Source organism: Bradyrhizobium rifense (genome assembly GCF_008123425.1).
Classification (GTDB): Bacteria; Pseudomonadota; Alphaproteobacteria; order Rhizobiales; family Xanthobacteraceae; genus Bradyrhizobium; species Bradyrhizobium rifense.
This window is the reverse complement of the sequence record NZ_VSSS01000051.1, coordinates 16,845-37,980: the sequence shown is the minus strand read 5'-3', so window position 1 is coordinate 37,980 and position 21,136 is coordinate 16,845. Positions and strand designations below refer to the sequence as shown.

19 protein-coding genes and 2 pseudogenes are annotated in these 21,136 nt (G+C 64.9%); 13 read left to right on the top strand and 8 right to left on the bottom strand.

Annotated elements, in window-relative coordinates:
* Positions 1-182: 182 nt before the first annotated feature.
* From FXB40_RS30925 to FXB40_RS48235, 4 genes and pseudogenes are all read left to right on the top strand, one after another.
* Complete coding sequence (locus FXB40_RS30925; RefSeq protein WP_148775899.1) at positions 183-467, top strand: hypothetical protein; 285 nt, start codon at positions 183-185, stop codon at positions 465-467.
* A 138-nt stretch (positions 468-605) separates the two neighbouring features.
* Positions 606-857 (top strand): annotated as a pseudogene (locus tag FXB40_RS49455) (DMT family transporter); the annotation flags it as partial.
* A 29-nt stretch (positions 858-886) separates the two neighbouring features.
* The gene (locus FXB40_RS49450) at positions 887-1,156 is read left to right on the top strand and encodes an EamA family transporter (protein ID WP_246208056.1); all 270 of its coding nucleotides are present in this window, start codon (positions 887-889) and stop codon (positions 1,154-1,156) included.
* 109 nt (positions 1,157-1,265) lie between these two features.
* Entirely contained in the window at positions 1,266-1,430 is a 165-nt protein-coding gene (locus FXB40_RS48235; RefSeq protein WP_187437262.1) for a hypothetical protein, read from the top strand.
* Between the two features lie 6 nt (positions 1,431-1,436).
* Here the strand turns inward: FXB40_RS48235 and FXB40_RS30915 are convergent, their stop codons facing one another.
* Together FXB40_RS30915 and FXB40_RS30910 are read right to left on the bottom strand one after the other, a co-directional pair.
* Complete coding sequence (locus FXB40_RS30915) at positions 1,437-2,102, bottom strand: GntR family transcriptional regulator (protein ID WP_148775898.1); 666 nt, start codon at positions 2,100-2,102, stop codon at positions 1,437-1,439.
* Between the two features lie 8 nt (positions 2,103-2,110).
* Entirely contained in the window at positions 2,111-3,523 is a 1,413-nt protein-coding gene (locus tag FXB40_RS30910) for an FAD-binding oxidoreductase (protein WP_148775897.1), read from the bottom strand.
* A gap of 179 nt (positions 3,524-3,702) precedes the next feature.
* Between FXB40_RS30910 and FXB40_RS30905 the strand changes: the two genes are divergently transcribed.
* Positions 3,703-4,587 (top strand): dihydrodipicolinate synthase family protein, encoded by an 885-nt coding sequence (locus tag FXB40_RS30905; protein ID WP_148775896.1) that lies wholly within the window; start codon positions 3,703-3,705, stop codon positions 4,585-4,587.
* Positions 4,588-4,596: 9 nt separating this feature from the next.
* Here the strand turns inward: FXB40_RS30905 and FXB40_RS30900 are convergent.
* From FXB40_RS30900 to FXB40_RS30885, 4 genes and pseudogenes are all read right to left on the bottom strand, one after another.
* Positions 4,597-5,833 (bottom strand): annotated as a pseudogene (locus FXB40_RS30900) (MFS transporter).
* Complete coding sequence (locus tag FXB40_RS30895) at positions 5,830-6,159, bottom strand: hypothetical protein (RefSeq protein ID WP_148775894.1); 330 nt, start codon at positions 6,157-6,159, stop codon at positions 5,830-5,832. The pseudogene FXB40_RS30900 and the gene FXB40_RS30895 overlap by 4 nt, the downstream one beginning before the upstream one ends.
* Positions 6,156-6,725, bottom strand: a complete 570-nt coding sequence (locus tag FXB40_RS30890) for an isochorismatase family protein (RefSeq protein ID WP_148775893.1) — start codon at positions 6,723-6,725, stop codon at positions 6,156-6,158. Before FXB40_RS30890 ends, FXB40_RS30895 begins: the two co-directional genes overlap by 4 nt.
* Positions 6,726-6,754: 29 nt before the next feature.
* A complete protein-coding gene (locus FXB40_RS30885) occupies positions 6,755-7,207 on the bottom strand; it encodes a MarR family winged helix-turn-helix transcriptional regulator (RefSeq protein WP_148775892.1) in 453 nt (150 codons plus the stop codon).
* 405 nt (positions 7,208-7,612) lie between these two features.
* Here FXB40_RS30885 and FXB40_RS30880 point away from each other — a divergent pair, with 405 nt between their 5' ends.
* The 8 genes from FXB40_RS30880 (at position 7,613) to FXB40_RS30845 (ending at position 19,283) form a co-directional block, all read left to right on the top strand.
* Positions 7,613-9,937, top strand: a complete 2,325-nt coding sequence (locus tag FXB40_RS30880; RefSeq protein ID WP_148775891.1) for a TonB-dependent siderophore receptor — start codon at positions 7,613-7,615, stop codon at positions 9,935-9,937.
* Positions 9,938-9,945: 8 nt separating this feature from the next.
* A complete protein-coding gene (locus FXB40_RS30875) occupies positions 9,946-10,968 on the top strand; it encodes an extracellular solute-binding protein (RefSeq protein WP_246208053.1) in 1,023 nt (340 codons plus the stop codon).
* Positions 10,961-12,142: a PepSY-associated TM helix domain-containing protein gene (locus FXB40_RS30870; RefSeq protein ID WP_246208052.1), complete on the top strand. Its 1,182-nt coding sequence runs from the start codon at positions 10,961-10,963 to the stop codon at positions 12,140-12,142. The genes FXB40_RS30875 and FXB40_RS30870 overlap by 8 nt, the downstream gene beginning before the upstream one ends.
* Before the next feature lie 72 nt (positions 12,143-12,214).
* The gene (locus FXB40_RS30865; RefSeq protein WP_148775888.1) at positions 12,215-13,447 is read left to right on the top strand and encodes a rhodanese-like domain-containing protein; all 1,233 of its coding nucleotides are present in this window, start codon (positions 12,215-12,217) and stop codon (positions 13,445-13,447) included.
* Positions 13,448-13,628: 181 nt separating this feature from the next.
* Complete coding sequence (gene serA, locus FXB40_RS30860) at positions 13,629-14,873, top strand: phosphoglycerate dehydrogenase (protein ID WP_187437260.1); 1,245 nt, start codon at positions 13,629-13,631, stop codon at positions 14,871-14,873.
* Between the two features lie 173 nt (positions 14,874-15,046).
* A complete protein-coding gene (locus FXB40_RS30855) occupies positions 15,047-16,066 on the top strand; it encodes a patatin-like phospholipase family protein (protein ID WP_187437259.1) in 1,020 nt (339 codons plus the stop codon).
* Between the two features lie 3 nt (positions 16,067-16,069).
* Positions 16,070-17,524, top strand: a complete 1,455-nt coding sequence (locus tag FXB40_RS30850) for a GntP family permease (protein ID WP_148775885.1) — start codon at positions 16,070-16,072, stop codon at positions 17,522-17,524.
* Positions 17,525-17,621: 97 nt separating this feature from the next.
* The gene (locus FXB40_RS30845) at positions 17,622-19,283 is read left to right on the top strand and encodes a tannase/feruloyl esterase family alpha/beta hydrolase (RefSeq protein ID WP_187437258.1); all 1,662 of its coding nucleotides are present in this window, start codon (positions 17,622-17,624) and stop codon (positions 19,281-19,283) included.
* Between the two features lie 33 nt (positions 19,284-19,316).
* On the opposite strand, the gene FXB40_RS49965 is transcribed toward FXB40_RS30845, so the two are convergent.
* Positions 19,317-19,841, bottom strand: a complete 525-nt coding sequence (locus FXB40_RS49965) for an AAA family ATPase (RefSeq protein ID WP_283812964.1) — start codon at positions 19,839-19,841, stop codon at positions 19,317-19,319.
* Positions 19,838-21,037: an ATP-dependent Clp protease adaptor ClpS gene (locus FXB40_RS49960; protein WP_283812969.1), complete on the bottom strand. Its 1,200-nt coding sequence runs from the start codon at positions 21,035-21,037 to the stop codon at positions 19,838-19,840. Before FXB40_RS49960 ends, FXB40_RS49965 begins: the two co-directional genes overlap by 4 nt.
* Positions 21,038-21,136 lie beyond the last annotated feature (99 nt).

The window sequence follows — 21,136 nt, the reverse complement described above, 5'->3', positions numbered from 1 at the left end:
CATAGGACTCCGGGCCCGCGAATACAACCGACGCCCGCATGAAAGATGAAGGTTCCGGGCCCCGGGGGATCCAGTCTGGTGGGCGCGTTAACCCTTGGCCAGCGCCCTGAGCTGTGTGACGCCGTCCACATACCAGCGGGCTTTCGCGCGTGATGCTCTCTCCAGTTTCGAAGGAGAGATCCATGTTTCTGGTCGACGCGCTCTTGATCCTGGCGATGCTGTTCTTCCTGTTCCTGCCGATCAGCGATCGCAGGACGGTGCGGATGAGGCTCTGCATGATCTGCGCATTGCTTGGGGTGTTCTCGGTCTCCGTCAGCCGCACCCATGTCGCACCGGTGCTGCTCGCGAGCCTCTCCGGGTCTTCCGGGGCCTTGCAATCGCAGCACATCCTCAGGAAACCGTCTTCCGGCTTCTCATCATGGTCCGCATCCGATATTCGGTTGCTTCATGGGCAAGGAAACATTTGAAGGTGGTCACGAAGCGGCCGGCGGCGCTGCGCCGTCGGCCGACCGCTGGCTCGGCGCCATTGCGCTGATCGGCTTCATCGTGGTGGCGACCGCGCAGGCCTCCAATCAGATTCTGGCGCGCGCGGGCTCGCGGGCTCGGTGCCGCCCTTCGCGCTGGCCTTCTTCCGCTGGAGCATCGTTGCGATCAGGCTCGCGCCGATCGCGCTTGCGGAGATTCGCGCCGGCCGCGTGCCGCTCGGCCAAAATATCTGGCCGATCCTCGCCGCCGGCTTCATGGGCATGTTTCTGTGCGGCGGCCCGGTCTATGCCGCGGGCGTGTCGACGACGGCGATCCACATTGCGCTGATCATGGCGCTGTCGCCGATCACGGTGCTGATGATTTCTGCGGTGCTCGGTATCGAGCATGTCGGCCCGCTGCAATGGATCGGCACGGCACTCGCGCTGTCGGGGTCTTCAGCGCGAAGGCGCTCGTTGCCTATCTCTTCGCCGGGATCGTTCCGGGCCTGCTCGCCTATGCCGGCTTTGCCTGGCTCGGCGGCAAATTCGGATCGGTGCGGACTTCTCTCGTGCTTTATATCGGACCGGTCGCCAGTGCGCTTCTGTCATTTGCGATCCTCGGCGAACCGCCGAAGTTGATCCATCGCGGCCTGCTGATCCTCGGCGGTGTCTGGGCAAGCCTGCGCAAATAGTTCCATCCGCATTTTGTTTCGCAGGAACAAACCGCTCGCATGAACATTCTGATTTGTGGTGGCGTGCAAGGCCAGCGCTCGTGCGCCACCATCGGACGGTGGGGAATTCGTGAGTACAGTCATAGAGAATTTGCTGTCGCGGAAGCAGAAGCTTGTGGAACAGCTTGAGACGGCGCAGTCGGTCGAGGACCGCGACAAGATCGAGCACCAGCTCGAACAGATCAACACCGCGCTGGATTTTCTGGACAGACCGGAATCGAAAGACGCGCGGTAGGACCGCTCACTCCACCTTCAGCGCTTTTGCGTAGACCAGGCCCGAATTGGTGATGTGCGTCGTCATCGCCGCTTCGAAGGCGGCGTGCTCGCCGCGCGCGAACAGATCGAGCAGCTTGCGGTGCTCGTCGAAGGAGGAGCGGGTGCGCACGTCGATCGGTGAGGTCAGATTAGTGCGGAGCGCGGCGACGCGGCCCGAGACGAGCTGGTAGGATTCGGCGAGATAGCGATTGCCGCAATGCGCGAACAGGCCTTCGTGAAAGGTGGAGTCGGCGCGGCCATAGGCGATGTTGTCCCTGGCCTCGACCGCCGGCTCCATCGCCGCGATCGCATCGTTGATGGTCGCGATCGCACCATCGCGATCGTGGCGAAAGGCGAGCTCGGCGGCCTTGGGTTCGAGCGCGATGCGGAAGGTGCAGAGCGCGGTGATGTCCTCCGCGCTCGGCGTGAACACAAAACTGCCGACCTGCGGCCGGATCACCACGAGCCCCTGTGCCTGCAACTGCCCCATTGCCTCGCGCACCGGTGTGCGGCTGACGCCGAAGGAATTCGCCACCATCTCTTCGGAGATGGCGGCCCCGAGCGCAAACTCGCCGTCGATGATCGCCTGCCGCAGCCGCAGCATCACCCGCTGCGACAGCGATTTCGGCGCATCGAGCTTCAGCGAGCGCATGGATGCTCTCAGATCACCTTGCCGGGGTTGAGCAGATGATCGGGATCGAGCGCGGCCTTCAACGTCCGCATCAAGGCGATCTCGGGCTCGCTGCGGGCGTGTCCAAGCCATTTCTTCTTCAGCGTGCCGATGCCGTGCTCGGCGGAGACGCTGCCGCTCATGTCGCGGACGAGACCATAGATGATCGTGTCCATCTCCTCCTTGGGTTGCTGCGCGACGGGAAGGCCCGTGACCCAGGAGACGAGGTGCAGATTGCCGTCGCCGATATGGCCGTAATAGACGCTCTCGCAGCCCTTGATGCCGGAGGCGAGCGCCGCCTTGCAGCGCGTGGCGAACTCGTCCATCCGCGCCACCGCAAGGCCGATGTCGTAGGAGATATGCGGACCCAGCACCTGGCCGAATTCGGCGCAGATGTCGCGCACACGCCAGAACGCCTGCGTCTGCGCCAGCGATTGCGCCACGGCGGCATCCGCGAGCAGCCCGCGCTCCATCAGCTCTTCGAGCCAGGCCTGGAAGCGCGGCGCATCGACGCTCTCGTCGGTGCCCTGCGCCTCGACCAGCACATAGAGACCCTGGCCGGCGGCGACCGGCGGCTTGACGCCGGCCCGCGTCGTGATCACGTCCCAATAGTCCGGCCACATCACCTCGAACGCCGAGAGCAGCGGGCCGAGCCCGCTGCGGGCGGCCTCGAGCAGCGCGATTACCGCAGAATAGTCCTTCAATGCGCACAGTGCGGCCATGGTCGAGCGCGGTTTTGGAAACAGCCGCAGCACCACGCGGGTGATGATCCCAAGCGTGCCTTCCGAGCCGATGAAGAGATGCTTCAGATCGTAGCCGGCGTTGTTCTTCATCAGCTTGTTGAGGCTGGTGATGATGGTGCCGTCGGGCAGCACCACTTCGAGACCGAGCACCAGCTCGCGCGTCATGCCGTAGCGAATCACGCGGTTGCCGCCGGCATTGGTCGAGAGATTGCCGCCGATCGCGCAGGAGCCGCGCGAGCCGAGATCGAGCGGAAAGAAGAAGCCGGCTTCGTCGGCAGCCTTCTGGATCGTCTCCAGCGGTGTGCCCGATTTCACCGTCATCGTCATCGAGGCGCGATCGATCTCCTCGATGCCGGTCATGCGCTCCAGCGAGATCGCGACCCAGCCGGCTTCGGGCGCGGCGCCGCGGCAGAGCCCGGTCAAGCCGCCCTGCGGCACGAAGGGCAGGCGCGCCTGCCGGCAGGTCATGATCGCATCGGCGACGCCCTGCGCATCGAGCGGGCGGATCACCGCGAGCGGCGTCTGCGGCAGGCTCGCGCTCCAGTCGTTGCAATTGCGCGCGGGAACCTCGCTGCCGGTCAGCACGGCTGCGGCACCGAGCTTGTCACGCAAGGCGGCGAGCAATGGCTCGGGATGTCCGACGGGGGTCACCATGTTCATGCGAGACCTCCTCTGAATTTGGCTGCGTCTCATGCGCGCCGTGACGGCGGAAAGGAATTGCGCCCATCTTGTATGTAAGGTACAAGATGAAAAGTAAAGCAAAAACAAGGCTCGGTAGGCTCTCTGATCTCATTGGAGATGAGGGGCTTATTCGGGACCCGCAACAAAAGGGTGGTGCTATGACGGAGGCAATTCGCGGGTTCTGGGTGGCGTCGGCGACGCCGCTGGCGACGGACGGCAGCGTGGACTCCGCCAAGCTTGCCGCTCATGCCAAAACACTCTTCGGCAAGGGCGTCGACGGCGTCGTGCTGTTCGGCACCACCGGCGAGGGCACTTCGTTCAATGTCGCCGAACGCGTTGCAACCATCGAAGCCGTGCTCAAGGCCGGCGTGCCGGCGGAGCGTATCGGCATCGGCGGTGGCTTCCCCGCCATCAGCGACGGCATCGCGCTGACGCGCGCCGTGGTCGGCCTTGGTCTGCGCCACGTGCTGTATCTGCCGCCTTACTTCGACCGCAGCGTCACGCCTGAAGGCATCGAGGATGCGTTCGCGGCGATCTTCGACGGCGTCGCCGACGATCGCCTACGCGCCTATCTCTATCATATTCCGCAGGTCTCGGGCATCGCGATCCCGACGACGGCGGCGGCGAATTTGCGCAAGCGTTACGGCAAGGTGGTTGCGGGCCTGAAGGACTCCAGCGGCGACTTCAAACAGTTCCAGGCATTCCGCGCTGCTGCGCCGGAACTCGCCATCACCGTCGGCAACGAAACCGACATCGCGCGTGCGATCGCGGGCGGCGGCGCCGGCACCATCTGCGGCATGGCCAACATCACGCCGGAGCTGGTCAAGGCGATGATCGACGGCAAGGATGTCGAAGCCCGCATGCAGGCCGCGGTCGATATCGTGGTGAAGTCTCCGTCCTTCCTGACGACGCTGAAGGCCATTCTCGCCGCGCAGACCGGCGACGCCGGCTGGTTGCGCGTGCGTCCGCCGCTGCGTGCGCTGACTGACGGCACCGCGCTCAAGGCGAAGCTGGATGAACTAACGAGCCCCGCGATCGCCTGAGCGCGCGTTTCATTCGCTCTGAACCTCTGCGGTGCGCGCCGACATGGCGCGGGCCGCAACCAGCGCGGCCGCGAAACCTGCCGCCGCGCCCACGCCCAGCGCCCAGCGCCCAGCGCGGGCCCAGATTGTCAGCCACCCATCCGACGATCGGCGCACCGATCGGTGTGCCGCCCAGCGCGACGCCGAGGCGCAGCGCCATCACGCGCCCTCTCATCCGCGGTTCGGTGGAGAGTTGCATCATGGCGTTCGAGGTATTCGTGACCGTCAGAGCGGCGACGCCGATCAAAACAAGCGTGCCTGCGAACAGCCAGTAGCTGGGTGCAAGCGCGGCCAGGGTGCATCCCGCGCCAAAAGCCGCCGCGCCCAGCAGCAGCGAGACGAACCGCGGCTGCGCGCGTCCAGCGGCCAGCAGTGCGCCCGAGATCGTGCCGACCGCCATCGTCGAGGATAAAAGGCCAAAGCCGCGCGCATCGGTGTGGAAGACGCTGACTGCCATGGTCGAGATGAAGATCGGAAAATTCAGCCCGAACGTGCCGATCAGGAACAGCATGATCATGATCGCCCTGAGATCCCGACGCGACCATACGTAACGAAAGCCCTCGGTCATGCCGCCCTTGGTGCGGTGGGCGCGTGCATTGGGGCGAAGCTCAGAGGTGCGCAGCAAGGCGATTGAGCCGAGCACCGCCATGAAGGATGCGGCGTTGAGCAGGAAGGCCCATCCAGTGCCGATCGAAGCGATGACAATCCCTGCGACCGCGGGTCCGACCATCCGTGCGGCATTGAAGGACGTCGAATTCAGCGCGATCGCGTTGGAGAGTTCGCCGTCGCCGACGAGCTCGGCCACGAATGTCTGGCGCACCGGGGCGTCGAAGGCCGCGGCGCAGCCGAACAGGAAGGCAAACACGTAAACATGCCAGAGCGCTACCTTCCCGGTGACCGTGAGAAGGCCGAGAACGAGCGCCAGCACGCCCATCGTCGCCTGGGTCGCGACCAGAAGCCGTCGCTGGTTGAAATGATCGGCGGCAAAACCCGTCCACGGCATCAAGAGGAGCTGTGGACCGAACTGGAGCGCCATCACCACGCCCACCGCCGACGCATTGTGCCGCGTGAGCTCGGTGAGAACGAGCCAGTCCTGCGCGGCGCGCTGCATCCATGTTCCGGTGTTGGACACCAGTGCGCCCGCTGCCCAGACGCGGTAATTGTAGTTCCGCAGGGAGCGAAACGTGCCCGCGGCCGCCACGCTCATGAACCTGTCGGCGTGTTGCCGCCGTGGAACCGGCCGAAGTGTCGCGCGCAAAACAGGCTCAGCAGAAGGGCGCCGGCCGCGAGGGCTGCGACGTCGCCCGTATCCAGCAGTGAAAACTCTCCGACACGGCAGACGAGGAGATATCCGACGACGAGGTTGAAGAAGCCCCAGAGCACGTTGACCGTCGACGAGGACAGGCCTTCTCCTCGCGGTTTTGCGAACGGGGACTGAAACGGCTCGCCGCGCAGGCCGCTGACGAGATGTGGAATGGCGTTCGCCAGAAAAGCGCCGCCCCAGAAATAGGAAACGAGATGAAGCCAGTTCATGCCTGCGCGCTCCGTGTTGCCAATAGATCGATGATCGCCTGCGTCGAGCCGCTCTCGCCGAGCCGCGGAAACACGTTTGCGATGCTGTAGTCGTGAGCCTCGGAACGCGAATCGGTCATGGCGTCGGTGGCAAGGGTGACGTTGAAGCCCGCCTCGTAAGCCTGCCGCGCAGTGGACTCGACGCCGGTACCGGTTGCGACGCCGGCGATGACGACCTGCGTGACACCGCGCTGCCGCAACTGGCGCTCGAGATCGGTGCTGGCAAATGCGCCCCATGTCCGCTTGGTCACGGCGATATCGTCAGGCTGACGATCCAGCTCGGGAATGAGATCGGTCCATCCTTCGGGGAACGGACCGCCAGGGCGCGGCCGCTCGGTGCGGCCCGGCGCACCGCCGGCGACATTTACCAGCACGACCGTCTGGCGATGCCGCCGAAACGCCGCGGCAAGCGCGCTGGCGCGCGTCACGACATCGCCGATGGGGTGAACGGAAGGGAGATCGACGATGCCGCGTTGCAGGTCGACGATGATGAGCGCGGTGATCGGGTCGAGCATCGTGAGAGCCATGGTCATGTCCTTCCGGCAGCGCGGCGGCGTCAATCGTCGACGAGCCGTTTGAGCAAGGAGACGGCGGCGGCCAATTCGTCCTGCTCCCGCGCGGACAGCCGTGTCGAAATGGTGCGCGAGAGCCAATCCTGCCGGGCGGCGCGACCGACCCGGATCCAGTCGCGGCACGCTTTCGTCAGCGACAGAATGGTCTGACGGCCGTCCTCCGGGTCGGGGGCGCCACTGACCAGGCCTGCCGCCAGCAGAGCGGCGACCGCGGTGCTCATCGATTGCGGGCGCATCTTTTCCGATCGCGCCAGGCTCGACACCGTGGCGGGGCCATCCTTTTCCAGCCGGAGCAGGATGGACACCTGGGACGGCGTCAAATCCTCCGGACCTGCCTGCTCTCGCAGCCGACGCTTGAGCTTTCCGACCAGCGAACGGAGGTCTTCTGCGAGCGCGCCAGCGCGCGCGGACGGGCGTTGGTCCGACGAATTGATCATGGCCGAGTGAATGGCATATATGAAGGTAATCTGTAAAGATAATCTGTGCAGTTCATCTGAACAAAAGGACGTGAGCGGAAATTCCGGCCGCAACGATGGCGGCGGGGCGAGCTAGCGGTGAGCGCCGAGGTCGCTGAGCGCCCGTGCGACATGGCGTCGCGTCGATGACGCGTCGTCAGCACCGACAATGAGCAGATGCGCTCGTTTCGTGCGCGTTCCAATCGCGACGTTCCGGTTCCTGCTCACGTAAGCGTCACAGCATCGCGCGCCGCATGATTGCGCGATCGTTCCAGCTCTTAGAACGATTCAACACTAGAGCGATTCAAGTCGCCGCCATGTTCTCTTCATTCGCCGCGGCTGGTAGATGCGCGAACTTCAATGCTGTGACCTGGAAGTGAATTGAAAGTGCGTGCTCCTGTGGATGGCCCTCGCGTCAGTGGTCATCGAAATCGCGCCGGCAAGAGCCGCGCCAGCCTTCTCATCGGAGCGGCCGTGCTGCTCGCCGGATATCCCTTCGACACCACCGATGCGCAGGCGCAAACGGCGCTGCCGCCGGTGAACGTGGATGCGCCGACGCAGCGGCCGAAGCAGGCACGCTCCTCGGAGCAGTCCCAACGACGCACACAGCGAGTCGCACGCCGTAGCCCGACTGCCGCTCCGCCCGCAGCGCCAACGCCGTCCGAACGCGCCGCGGCTGATGCCGCCGCACAACAAGCCGCAAAGCTCGGTTATCGTGCGATGCCGAGCGCGAGCACGCTGCGCTCGGGCGCGTCGCCGCTCGATACCTCACAATCCGTCAACGTCGTGCCCGCGCAGGTCATCAAAGACCAACTGCCGCGCAACATCGACGATGCGCTGGTCAACATCAGCGGGATCACCCAGACCAACACGCTCGCCGGCACCCAGGACGCCGTGATTCGCCGCGGCTTCGGCGACAACCGTGACGGCTCGATCATGCGCAACGGCATGCCGCTGGTGCAGGGCCGCAGCCTGAACGCCGCAGTCGACAGCGTGGAGGTGCTGAAGGGGCCGGCCTCGCTGCTCTACGGCATCATGGATCCAGGCGGCGTCGTCAACACGATCAGCAAGCGCCCGGAGCTCTATCAGCACGGCTCGGTCACGCTGCTCGGCTCGACCTACGCCAATAATCGCAACGGCGCCGACGGCACGCTCGACGTCACCGGTCCGATCGGCGACGGCGGTCTGGCCTATCGCTTCATCGGCTATGGCGTCAGCGAGGATTATTGGCGCAATTTCGGCCGCCACCGGGAAATGCTCGTGAACCCGTCGCTCGCCTGGTACGGCGAGACCACGACGGTCCAGCTCACCTATGAACACCGCGAGTTCATCTATCCGTTCGACCGCGGCACGGCCTTCGTCAACGGCGCCCCGCTGGCCATTCCCGCGACGCGCCGGCTCGACGAGCCCTTCAACAACATGTGGGGCACCTCCGACCTGGTGCAGGGCTCGGTCGAGCAGAAGCTTGACGACAACTGGAAGGTCACGGCAGCGTACAGCTACAACACCGAGACCTACAGCGCCAACCAGCTCCGCATCACCGGTGTCAACGCCACGACCGGCGTGGAGACCCGCAGCAACGACGGCACCCAGAACTCGCTGAGCAACGCCAGCTACGGCACCTCCTATATGCAAGGTGACGTCTGGGTCGGCGGCTTCCGCAACGAGATCCTGTTCGGCGGCGAGGCGATGTATCGCACGATCGATCGCCACGACTTGATCCGCCAGGCGACCCCGAGCTTCAATTTCTACAATCCGGTCTACGGATTGGTCACGCCGGGCACGACGGTCTCGGCAACCGACAGCGAGCAGACCGACAAGCTCGGCACTCGCGGGTTCTTCGCCCAGGACACGTTCCATCTGACCAACTGGCTGTCCGTGGTCGGCGGCGTGCGCTGGATGGAGTACGAGCAGCTCGCCGGAAAAGGCCGGCCTGTCTTCATCACGAACACCAATCTGTCGGGTGATAAGGTGCTGCCGCTTGGCGGCATCATCGTCAAGTTGAACGATCAACTCTCGTATTACGTAAGCTATACGCAATCGCTGAAGCCGACCTCGGTCATCGCGGCGTTCACGACCGGCTTCGTCGTAGACTCCACTATTGCGCCCGAAGAGGGAACGCAGTGGGAGACCGGCCTGAAGTTCGATGTCAATAAGCGGCTGTCGGGCACATTAGCGGTCTACGATATCCAGAAGAAGAACGTGCTGGTGCTGGATGACATCGGCGGCGGCAAGTCTGCCGCGCGTGCCTCCGGCGCTGCCCGGTCGCGCGGTGTCGAATTGGACGTCACCGGCAAGCTGACAGACGAATGGAGCATGATCGGCAGCTATGGCTATACCGACGCCCGGCTGATCAACGACCCCACCGTGGGCAACGCAAAACTATTGAACGCCGCGATGAACACGGCGTCGCTCTATCTGGTCTACGATTTCGGCGATCGGCTGCCCGGACGTCTGCGGCTCGGCGGCGGCGCGCACTATGTCGGCGACCGGCCGGGCGACTCCGCCAACACATTCTTTATGCCGGCCTACACCGTCGCCGACATCTTTGCGACATACGACACCAAAATCGACAAAGTGCCGGTGACCTATCAGTTCAACGTCAAGAACCTGTTCGACAAGGTCTACTACACCTCCACCACCGGCAGCGGCCTGGCCGTTGCGATGGGGGATGGGCGACGCATTTCGCTGTCGGCCACGGTGAAGTTCTAGCGATGGCGATGCGGCGCAAAGCCATTGCGGTCCTGATCGCGTTGGCGTCTGCCTGCCTTGTGGCCACGGGTGCGAGTCGCGCCGAGGAGATCACGCTGTATTCGACCAGGGAGGCTGCCCTGGTTGCGCCTGTTGCCACGGCCTTCACGGAAACGAGCGGCATCAACGTCAAAATCGTCTTCGTCGAGGACAATCTCGTCAAGCGCCTGGCGTCGGAAGGCGAGGCATCGCCCGCCGACGTGCTGCTGACGATCGGACTGGATAAGACCACCCAGCTTGCCACGGGCGGCCGGACACGGGCTTTCACGTCGCCGCGTCTCGAACAAGCCGTTCCGGCCAATCTTCGCGGGAGTGGTTCGCAGTGGATCGCGCTTGCGCTCCGCCCGCGCGTGGTGATGGCGCGCAACGACAGTGCAATCACGGCGATCGACTATGAAGACCTCGCGGGTTCGCAATGGCGTGGAAAGCTCTGCATGCGTTCGCTGCTGCATCAGAACAATGTCGCGCTTGTCGCCGCCTATCTCGCTCATCATGGCGAAGCAGCGACCGAGGCCTGGCTCGCCGGTCTGAAGGCCAATCTCGCCCACAAGCCTGATGGCAAGGACAATGATGTGATCCGCGAGATCGCGCGAGGGACGTGCGAGATCGGTATCGGCAACACCGTGGCATTGGCGCAATTGCGGGACGGACGGGAAGGAGCCGACTGGCGCGCCTGGGCGATGGCGGTCACGGCGGTTCCGACCGCTTTCAAGGGCGGCGGTACGCATGTGAACCTTACCGGTGCGGCCATCGCGAAACATGCGCCGCACTTCGCCGGCGCGCAGAAATTCATGGAGTTCCTGGTCACGCCGCCGGCGCAGCGGATGTTTGCAGCCGCCGAGCTCGAACATCCCGTGCTGGCCACGGCGGAGCGCGCGCCGATCGTTGCCGAAATGGGCTCGTTCACGGCCGATGCGCTGCAGATCGACGAGATCGGCCGGGCCCAGCAAGCCGCCATCGCGCTCATCAAGAAGGCGGGCTTCGGTGAGTAGGCTCGGGCCCACAATCAAGGCGGCGCTGCTCCAGGTCCATTCCATTGCCGGCCTCGTGCTCGCGCTGCTGTTGTCCCTGATTGCGCTGACCGGCGTGATCATGAGCTTTGAGGACGAGATCGTCGACCAGCTGAATGCCGGCATCATGCAGGTCGTGCCACGGACGACGCCGGCGCTGCTGCCGGATGAGCTGGTGGCGCGGCTGAAGGCGGTGCCGGATTCCGGCAAGGTTACCGCCATCATGCTGTCGAGCGATCCGTCGGCGGCCGTGCATGTCCGCTTTGCCCGCGATGAGCAGGGCGTGCGGCCGTCCTCGCTCTATGTCGATCCTTATGACGGCCACGTGCTTGGTGTCCCCCGCGGCGAGGACTTCTTCGCAACGGTGCGCAGGCTGCATCGCTGGCTGCTCATCCCCGGCGATGCCAAGGGCTGGGGGCGTCAGATCACCGGTGTTGCTGCGCTGGGCCTGATCGTGATGCTGATCTCGGGTCTCGTGCTGCGCTGGCCGCGCCGGGCAAGCAGCGTGAAGATGTGGCTGAAGCCGAATCTCGGGCTCAGTGGCCGCGGCCTGCATCGCTCACTGCACGCCGTCATCGGCACCTGGGTCCTGCCGGTCTATCTCGTGATGACCCTGACCGGGCTCTGGTACTCGTTTGACTGGTACAAGGACGGCGTGGTCTGGCTGCTGTCGCGCCCGCATGTGGCGGCGGCGAAGATGCAGCCGAAGCAATCGCGTCCACCCGGCCGTCCCGAACCGGCTCAAACGGTCGGGTTCGATCGCGCGTGGTCGGCCCTCCAGCATGAGGAGAGCGGCGGTGTCGCCAGGGCTCAGCTGACGCTTCCTGCCGGCCCGGGCACGGTGATGCGGATCCGGTCGTGGCCGAAGGACTCCACGCTCGACTCCATGCGCGATGAGTTCCGCATCGATGCCATCACCGGCCAGGTCGTCTCGGCGGAGCGCTATGCCGACAAGACACTTGGCGAGAAGGCCATTGCGAGCGTGCTCGACATCCACCGCGGCGCGGTCCTGGGCTGGCCCGGCAAGCTCGCGTTCATGATCGCCGCAGCGCTGATGCCGCTGTTTGCGATCACCGGCGTGCTCTTGTACCTGTCGCGCCGCAAGCTGCGGCGTCCGGCGCAGCCGCCGCTCGGGCGGTTGGTTCCGGGCGAGTGATCAGGCGGGAAGGCTAGCCAAGTCCGCCGCAATCGTTCACAAGCCCATGGCCTGCCCACCAAGGTTCATGCCATGAAGCTTTCGACCGTCACCCCCGCCGATATCCGCCGCGCGCTGCTGTTGCGCGAGGAGATCGCGCTGCTCGATCTCAGGCACGAGGCCGCCTTCGCCACCGGCCATCCGCTGTTCGCGGCCAACATTGCGGTGGACCGGATCGCGATCGAAGCTGCGGTGCGGCTGCCGCGCAAGGATGCGCCGGTCGTGCTCTTCGATGACGGCGAGGGGCTGGTTGCGGCAGGTGCCGAACGGCTCGCGGCACTCGGCTACAGCAATGTCCGTGCGCTCGATGGCGGGCTGAAAGCCTGGCGCGCGGCGGGCTATGAGGTGTTCGAAGACGTCAACTCCTATTCCAAGGCGTTTGGCGAACTGGTCGAGGCACGCCGCCACACGCCGTCATTCAGCGCCGACGAAGTGGCGAAATTGATCGCTGACAAGGCCAATATCGCCATCCTCGACGTTCGTCGGTTCGACGAATATGCGACCATGAACATTCCGGGCTCGGTCAGCGTGCCCGGTGCGGAGCTGGTGCTGCGCGCCGGCCAGGCTGCGCCCGATCCCGACACCACCATCATCGTCAATTGCGCCGGCCGCACCCGCTCGATCATCGGCACTCAGTCGCTGATCAACGCCGGTGTGCCCAACAAGGTGCGGGCGCTGCGCAACGGCACGATCGGCTGGACGCTGGCGCGTCACACGCTGGCTCATGGGGCTGACCGGCGTGGCGCGATCGGATCGTTCGAGGGCGGACCGGCCAATGCTCGCGACGTCGCCTATCACGCCGGTGTCCGCCATATCGGCGCGAACGAGATGTCGGCGCTGGTCGGTGAGACCAGCCGCACGCTCTATCGCTTCGACGTGCGCGACGCGGAGGAATATGCGGCCGGTCATATCCCGGGCTTCCGCCACTATCCCGGCGGCCAGCTCGTGCAGGAGACCGACATGGCCGCGCCGGTGCGCGGTGCGCGCATCCTCCTGACCGACGACAAGGGCGTGCGCGCCGACATCACGGCGTCCTGGCTCGCGCAGATGGGCTGGGAGGTCTATGTGCTCGAAGGCGGCTATGCCGGCACGCTCGAGGTCAGCCCGCCGCTGGTGCTGCCGAAGCCAGATCCGGCGCATCGCTACCGTCGCCCCTATGAAGGAACCGACATCGCCGAGCGCGCGATGCAAGCTTATCTCGACTGGGAATACGGCCTCGTCGACCAGCTCCGCCGTGATGGCACGCACGGGTTCTATGTGATCTGAAGCGGCCGGGTTGATCCACCGGAGTTGTACGGTCGCATCAGGCGTATTTTCCGGCCGGTTCGGTATGCTTTTAGGGCGTGATCTGGACGGAGCGAAGCGAAATCCCATATCCAAACCCTATTGTGCTGTGCGTCGTCCGCGGTTTATGAGCTGCGGCAAAGCCGCCATTCATGGAGATTCTATGCCAGCCCCAGGCCAAAGCCCTGAGCGGAGCGCGAAGGCGCTGCTGCTTGAAGGTGTCAACGACAGCGCTGTGGATCTGTTCAGGAGCGCGGGCTTCACCAATGTCGAGCGCCTGACCAAGGCGCTGGATGGCGAGGCGCTGCGCCAGGCGCTCAAGGGTGTCTCGCTGCTCGGTATCCGCTCGCGCACCCAGATCACCGACGAGGTGCTGGAGGCCGCCGACGGGCTGCTCGCGGTCGGCTGCTTCAGTGTCGGCACCAACCAGGTCGACCTGCTGGCAGCGCGCAAGCGCGGCATTCCCGTGTTCAACGCGCCGTTCTCCAACACGCGCAGCGTCGCCGAGCTCGTGATCGGCGAGATCGTGATGCTGCTGCGGCAGATCTTTCCGCGCTCGGTGTCGGCCCATGACGGTGGCTGGGACAAATCCGCGACCGGCAGCCGCGAGGTGCGCGGCCGCACGCTTGGCATCATCGGCTACGGCAATATCGGCTCGCAGCTCTCGACGCTGGCCGAAGCCATGGGCATGCGGGTGATCTATTACGATCGCACCGACAAGCTTCGCCATGGCAACACCGAGCCGGTCGACAAGCTGGAAGAGCTGCTGGCGCAGAGCGACGTCGTCAGCCTGCATGTGCCGGAGACGCCGGAGACCGCCGGCATGATCGGCGAGAACGAGCTGCGGGCGATGAAGCCGGGCTCGTTCCTGATCAACAATAGCCGCGGCACCGTGGTCGATCTCGATGCGCTCGCAGGCGCGCTGCGTGACGGCCACATCGCCGGTGCCGCCATTGACGTGTTTCCGGTCGAGCCGTCCTCGAACGCGGAGCGCTTCAAGAGCCCGATGCAGGGCCTCGGCAACGTCATCCTCACGCCGCATGTCGGCGGCTCGACCGAAGAGGCGCAGGAGCGCATCGGCGGCGAGGTCGCGCGCAAGCTGGTCGACTATTTCATCACGGGATCGACGATGGGCGCGGTGAATTTCCCGGAGGTGCAGCTGCATTTGCGTCCCTCCGGCGTGCGTTTCAGCCACGTCCATCGCAACGTGCCGGGCATGCTGCGCCGGCTGAACGAGGTGTTCCTCCAGCGCGACATCAACATCGCCGCGCAATATCTGGAGACCGCCGGCGACCTCGGCTACGTCGTGCTGGACGCCGATCTCGGCGGTCAGGATTCGGGTGCGCTGCTGACGCAGATCCGCGCGCTCGAAGGCACGGTCGGCGCGAGGCTGATATTCGAGCACTAGAGCGTTTTCGAGCGAAGTGGACACCGGTTCGCGTAAAGAAAACGCGTCAAAACTAGAGTCTAGAGCCGTCACGTTCCGGTTGCATTACGCGGCCTAAGCTCTCTAGACTGCCGTCGTCTTCGGCGTACGATAAATCGCGTCGAATTTGAGCTTCAGTTGTGTGAGTGTCCGCCATGGAACGGGACGCCGTACTGATTGATCTCGCGCTTCAGGGCGGCGGTTCGCATGGCGCCTTCTCCTGGGGTGTGCTCGACCGCCTGCTGGAGGAAAAGTGGCTGACGATCGCCGCGATCTCCGGAACCTCCGCAGGCGCGATGAACGCGGCGGTGCTCGCGGATGGCTGGACGGCCGGCGGAGCCGAAGGCGCGCGTGATGCGCTGGAACAATATTGGCGCCGCGTTTCGAAGGCCGCAGCCTTCAGCCCGCTGCAGCGTTCGCCGCTCGACCGGTTGATGGGGCGCTGGACGCTCGATACGTCGCCCTTCTACATCCTGACCGACCTGATGTCGCGGGTGCTGTCGCCCTACGATCTCAATCCGACCGGTTACAATCCGTTGCGCGCAGTGCTGGCCGAGAGCATCGATTTCGAGCGGCTCGCGCGCTCGCCGATCCAGCTCTTCATCACCGCGACGCGGGTGCGCACCGGCCGCGGCCGGATCTTCCGCAACGCCGAGATCACGGCGGACGTGCTGCTGGCGTCGGCCTGCCTGCCGACCATGTTCCGCGCGATCGAGATCGATGGCGAGCCCTATTGGGACGGCGGTTATGCCGGCAACCCGACCATCACGCCGCTGGTCCGCGAGAGCGACGCGCACGACACCATCCTCGTCCAGATCAATCCGACCGAGCGGCTGGAGGAGCCGCGGACGGCCGCGGAGATCCTCAACCGTCTCAACGAGATCTCCTTCAACTCACCGCTGATGAAGGAGCTGCGCATGATCGCGCTGCTGCGCCAGGCCGCCGATCCCGGCAGCGGCGAGGGCGCGCGCTGGGCGAAAATGCGGACACATCGCGTCAAGAGCGACATGCTGGCGAAATTCGGGTCATCGTCGAAACTCAATGCGGAATGGGAATTCGTCTCGATGCTACGCGCCGAGGGCCGCACGGCGGCGGAGGCGTTCCTCGCCGAACACGGTGCGGATATCGGCCGGCAATCGACCGCCGATCTCGATGTCCTCCTGGCGGAGTGCTGAGGCATGGGGCTTCTTGGCCTGTTCGTCGGGCTCGGCCTGCTCGTCCTGTTTGCCTTTCGCGGCTGGAGCGTGCTGCTGCTCGCGCCGGTTGCCGCGCTCGTTGCTGCGCTGTTTGGCGGCGAGCCGCTGCTGGCGAATCTGACACAGGTTTTCATGGTGAATGCCGCGGGATTTCTGGCGCAGTTCTTCCCGATCTTCCTGCTCGGCGCCGTCTTCGGCAAATTGATGGACGACAGCGGCGCGGTGACGTCGGTCGCCGTCTTCATGGCCAAGCGTCTCGGCGAGCGCCGCGTGATCCTCGCGGTCGTGCTGGCCGGCGCGCTGGTCACCTATGGCGGCGTCAGCCTGTTCGTCGCGTTCTTCGTCATCGTCCCGATGGCACGTTCGCTGTTTCGTGCCGCCGCGATTCCGCGCCGGCTGATTCCGGCTGCGATCGTGTTGGGGACGTCGACCTTCACCATGTCGGCCTTGCCCGGCACGCCGTCGATCCAGAATGCGATCCCGATGCCGTTCTTCGGGACGACGCCCTTTGCCGCGCCGGGCCTCGGCATCATCGCCTCTCTCATCATGCTAAGCACGGGATTGTGGTGGCTGCATCGCGCCGAAGCCAAGGCTCGCCGTGCCGGGGAAGGCTACGGCGATGACGTCGAGGATGTGACCGAGCGCGCCGCCGCCGACGAGCTCGTGCGTGAACGCGCGACGACGGCACGGGAGTTCGATCCGGCGGAAATGCAGCACGGTCATCGCACCGATCAGCCGTCACCGGTCCTGAGTGCCGTCCTGCCGCTTATCGTCGTCGTGGCCGTCAACCTCGTGATGTCCCTCGTGGTGCTGCCGCGGCTCGACGTCGCCTATCTCGCCGAGCAACGCTTTGGCGAGACGTCGCTCGCCGCCGTCGCGGGCGTGTGGTCGGTCGCGGTCGCCTTGACCGCGGCGATCCTCACGACCATCGCGCTGAACTGGGCGCGGCTGCCGGCATTGCGGCAGACCATGGATGCCGGCGCCAATGCGTCGGTGCTGCCGGCGTTCAGCGTCGCGAGCCTTGTTGGATTCGGTGCGGTCGTTGCTTCGCTGCCTGCGTTCGCGCTGGTGCGCGAATGGGTACTCGCGATCGAAGGCGGTCCGCTGGTCTCGCTCGCGGTCGCGACCAACATCCTGGCGGCGCTGACCGGCTCGGCGTCGGGCGGCCTGACCATTGCGCTGGACGCGCTCGGCCAGACCTATGTCGAGCTCGCCGCGCGCACCGGCATCGACCTCGCGCTGATGCACCGCGTGGCGGTGATCGGCTCGGGGACGCTGGACATCCTGCCGCACAATGGTGCGGTGGTCAGCCTGCTCGCGATCTGCGGCCTGACCCATCGCGACAGCTATCTGGACATCGTGATGGTGGGCATCGTGACGTCGCTGCTGGCGCTGGTGGTCGTGATTGCGCTGGGTAGTGCGCTGGGATCGTTCTAACCTGGATACAAATGTCAATGAATTGACGCGCCCGTGAAGGTCGCTTTGAATGCGGCCAACTGCAGAACGTAAAAACCGAGAAAGCCGGGTGGAAACGATGACGCTCATTAGGGCAAGACTGTGCGCATGGCTGGTGGGGACGGCAGCAGTGCTGAGCGCGACCGGCGCGTTCGCGGCAACGCTGGCAGAGGACGCGGATACCGTCTGCAAAGGTCTCGCCGGCGGTACCGATTCCGTCAAGATCGACGCCGCGACGTTGCAGACAGCGTCTCAGCTCGCTGTCGCCGAGCGCGGACCGACGCCGTCGGGGCGCGTCACGCCGGCCAATCCCGTCTTCTGCAAGGTGCTCGGCCATATCGAGCCTGTCGATCCCAAGGCGCCGCCGGTCAAATTCCAGGTCAATCTGCCCGTCGAATGGAACGGGCGCTCGGTGCAATATGGCGGCGGCGGCTTCAACGGCGTGCTGATCACCGGCCTCGGTTTGCCGCCGGCCTATCCCTTCGACAAGCCGTCGCCACTTGCGCGCGGTTTTGTTACCTATGGCACAGATTCGGGACATGAATCCAAGCCGGGCGAGCCGCCACAGCTGTTCGCGCTCAACGACGAAGCGTTCGAGAATTTTGCCTATCGTGCCTACAAGAAGGTGCGCGACGCCGCGGTCGTGGTGATGCAGCAAGCCTACGGCAAGAAGCCGGACAAGATGTACTTCATGGGCTCGTCCGAAGGCGGCCGCGAAGGCCTGACCATGGCGCAGCGCTACCCCGACGATTTCGACGGGATCTTTGCGCGCGTGCCCGTCATCAACTGGGTCGGCCTGCAGCATGCGGGCACGCGCTCCGGCCTCGTCACCATGGGCGAGGGCTGGATCAATCCGGCGCAGGTCAAGCTCGTGGGCGATGCCGTGCGAGCGGCCTGCGACAAGGCGGATGGATCCGACGATGCGCTGGTGCAGGACCCCGTCGCTTGCAAGGCGGCGTTCAAGGTCGAGACGTTGCGTTGCGCCGACGGCAAGAGCAGCGATCAGTGCCTCACCGACGCGCAGATCAAGGCGGTCGACACGCTTCATGCCACCTACAAATTCCCGTTCACGCTCGCCAATGGTCTCGACGACTATCCGGGCTGGGGCGTGTCGGGCGAGGACACGCCGGCGATCGGGCCGACCGGCGGCTGGATGGCGTGGTGGCTCGGCGCCGCGCCGCCGGCGCAGCCGCCTGCGCCCAACAACGGCATCGCCTGGATCTATGGTGCCGGCGGGATTCAATACGTTTTCGCGCGCGACCCCAAGCTCGACGTCACCACCTACAAGGTTGAGGACCACAAGGCGCGGCTGCTCGAAGTGTCGAGCCTGATGGATTCGACCGATCCCGATCTCAGCCGGTTCCGCGCCCGCGGCGGCCGGCTGATCATGCTCGAGCACATGGCGGACTACGCGCAAAGCCCCTATGCCGGCATCCGCTATTTCGAGAGTGTCGAGCGCAAGCTCGGCAAGGCCGAGACCGCCGAGTTCGCGCGGCTCTACACCGCGCCCGGCGTCGACCATGTCGGCTCCGGCGCACCCGCCAATGTCGACATGCTGACCGCGCTGGTCGACTGGGTCGAGAAGGGAACGGCGCCCGGCGATCTCGAAGTCACCGAGCAGAAGGTCGAGGCACCGTCATTCGCGGTGACGCGCGCGATGCCGTTGTGCCGCTGGCCGGGTTGGCCGCACTACAAGAGCGGTCCGGTGACGGCGGCGGCGAGCTTCAGCTGCGCACGGTAGGGACAATGCGATCAGGGCGCGATGGCAGTAAATTTACCCCGCCGCCATCGCCTGTGCGCCACCGAGCAATTGCGCATTGAGCCGACCGCCAGAGAACAGCATGTCGTCGAGGGCTTCGTCGATATCGGCTGACGTCACCGAGTTGCCGCCGTCGCGCGCCAGGCTCGCCTGCGCCAGCCGCCGCATCAACTCCTTGATGAACGCGCAGCTCGTGCCCTCGCTGCGGCGTGCCGCCTCAGTGATGACCGCATCGTCGAGCGGCAGTCCCTTGCCGTAGAGCCGGACCAGCTTGCCGCGGCCAGGCTCGTCGGGGAGCGGCACTTCGATCGCCTGGTCGATGCGGCCGGGGCGGCCCGCAAGGGCGCCTTCGAGATCCTCCGGCCGGTTGGTGGTCAGGACGAACAGGATGTCTGCGTCCTCCTTCAGTCCGTCCATCTCGTTGAGCAGCTTGTTCAGCATGGATTCCTCGCACGGCCCCATGTCGTCGCGGTCGCGGGCGATGAGATCGACGTCCTCGATCACCACCATCGACGGCTGCAGCAGCCGCGCGAGGCTCATATATAGGCGCCGAGCAGACCGATCTGCTCCGCGGTGATGATCAGCGTCGTATGACCGGGCAAATGTGTCGCGAGATAGCGGATCGTGTGGGTCTTGCCGGTGCCCGGTGGCCCATACAGCAGGATGCCCTTGCGCGTCGACTGGCCAAGCCGGCGCAATTGATCGCGGGTGCCGACGAAGGTCAGCACATTGCGATCGAGCAGCCGCAGGGTCTGCTCAGGCAGGATCACATCGTTGCGCGCGACCTGCGGTAATCGATGCACGGTGATGCCGCGCGAGCGCCCGCGATAGTCGGAGTCGGCATCGAGCGACAGGATCTTGCCGCGATAGGTCCGTGCGGCCTGGACGGCTTCTTCCAACTCGCTGAAACATTGCTGGACCAAGGCCGCACCTGCCGAGCCCGATGGCACCAGGATCTCGATCCGAATTCCCGGCTCGCGACTGTATTCGCGGTGTGCGCAGAGCAAGACCGCATAGCGGAGATGATCCTGCTCACATAGCCACAGTCCGTTATCCAGACACTTGACCGGGCTCTTCTCGCCGACGTCGACGTCGGAATATTGCAGCGGGGCAATCGCGACCGCATATCGGCCGCTCTTGAGGAGTCGCGAAATCGACAGCGTTTCGTAGCGCTGCTCCTCGTTCAGCCCGAACAACCGGATGGCTTTCCCGAAGAGACGGTCGATCGCGGCCTGGACATCGACCCGCATGTGGCCGGGAAATTGGCGGATCGTGGTCACGAGTTTGCTGCGCGCGGTGCCGGCAAAGTGCCAGTCAAGGACGTCGCAACCAAAGTCGAAATTCTCTTCTTGTTCGCTTGCGGGCTCATCGGCCGCACGGATGCATTCGCTGCACAGCCAGATCGTGCGGTTGCCGATCCGAACATCCGTCTGTCCCTCGGGCTTGCCGCAGAGTTCGCAAGGGGTCTTGATCGCCTCGAGCGTGACCTGCAGTTTGTGGCCGGCCAGGCCGATGGATTGTTGCGCGGATTTGAAAAGGGCTTCCGCGACCGATTGCGGGTAAGGCCCGCAAACTGCTCTTTCCTTCTGCTCGATCCGAGTGATCAGCGCGGTCGCTTCGCGCTCCGATTTGCCGAAAACCTGACGGAGCAAATCCATCAAGAACTGGTCTGGGGTGTCGTCGTCATTATGGATTACGAGCTGGGTCGGCTGGTTCTCACCACGCATACTATTCATCACGAAAGGTCTCCTGGACAATCTATGATTGAATAGAACGGATAGGGAACATAAAAAGAAGCGGCCGTCAAGACGGCCGCTTTAATCTCAATCGTGGGC